Genomic DNA, 312 nt, shown 5'->3' on the forward strand with positions numbered 1-312 from the left:
CTTCGTAGGTTTCATCCTGAGTAAACACAGTCCCTTCACCGTTTTCCCGTGCATATATCGCTAACACAGCGCCCATTGGCACATAGACCTGCATCGGCTGACCGCCGAATCGAGCATTAAATGTCAGCAGAGCGTTGTCCATTGAGAACTGAGTAACCGCGCTTGGGCTTATATTCAACACAATTTGTCCATCTTGAACAAACTGAGTAGGCACTTGCACGTTGGGAAAATCGGCGTTAACAACCAAGTGCGGTGTGCACTGGTTGTCAACAATCCAATCGTAAAAGGCGCGTAGCAGATAAGGTCTGTTAG

General features: G+C 48.1%; 1 protein-coding gene. It reads right to left on the reverse strand.

The genetic code is table 11. The features are described from left to right. Positions 1 to 312: ClpXP protease specificity-enhancing factor (locus CWB99_RS23790; RefSeq protein WP_138686254.1), on the reverse strand; the 312-nt coding region annotated here is incomplete at both ends.

It is taken from the genome of Pseudoalteromonas rubra (genome assembly GCF_005887095.1).
Lineage (GTDB): Bacteria > Pseudomonadota > Gammaproteobacteria > Enterobacterales > Alteromonadaceae > Pseudoalteromonas > Pseudoalteromonas rubra_E.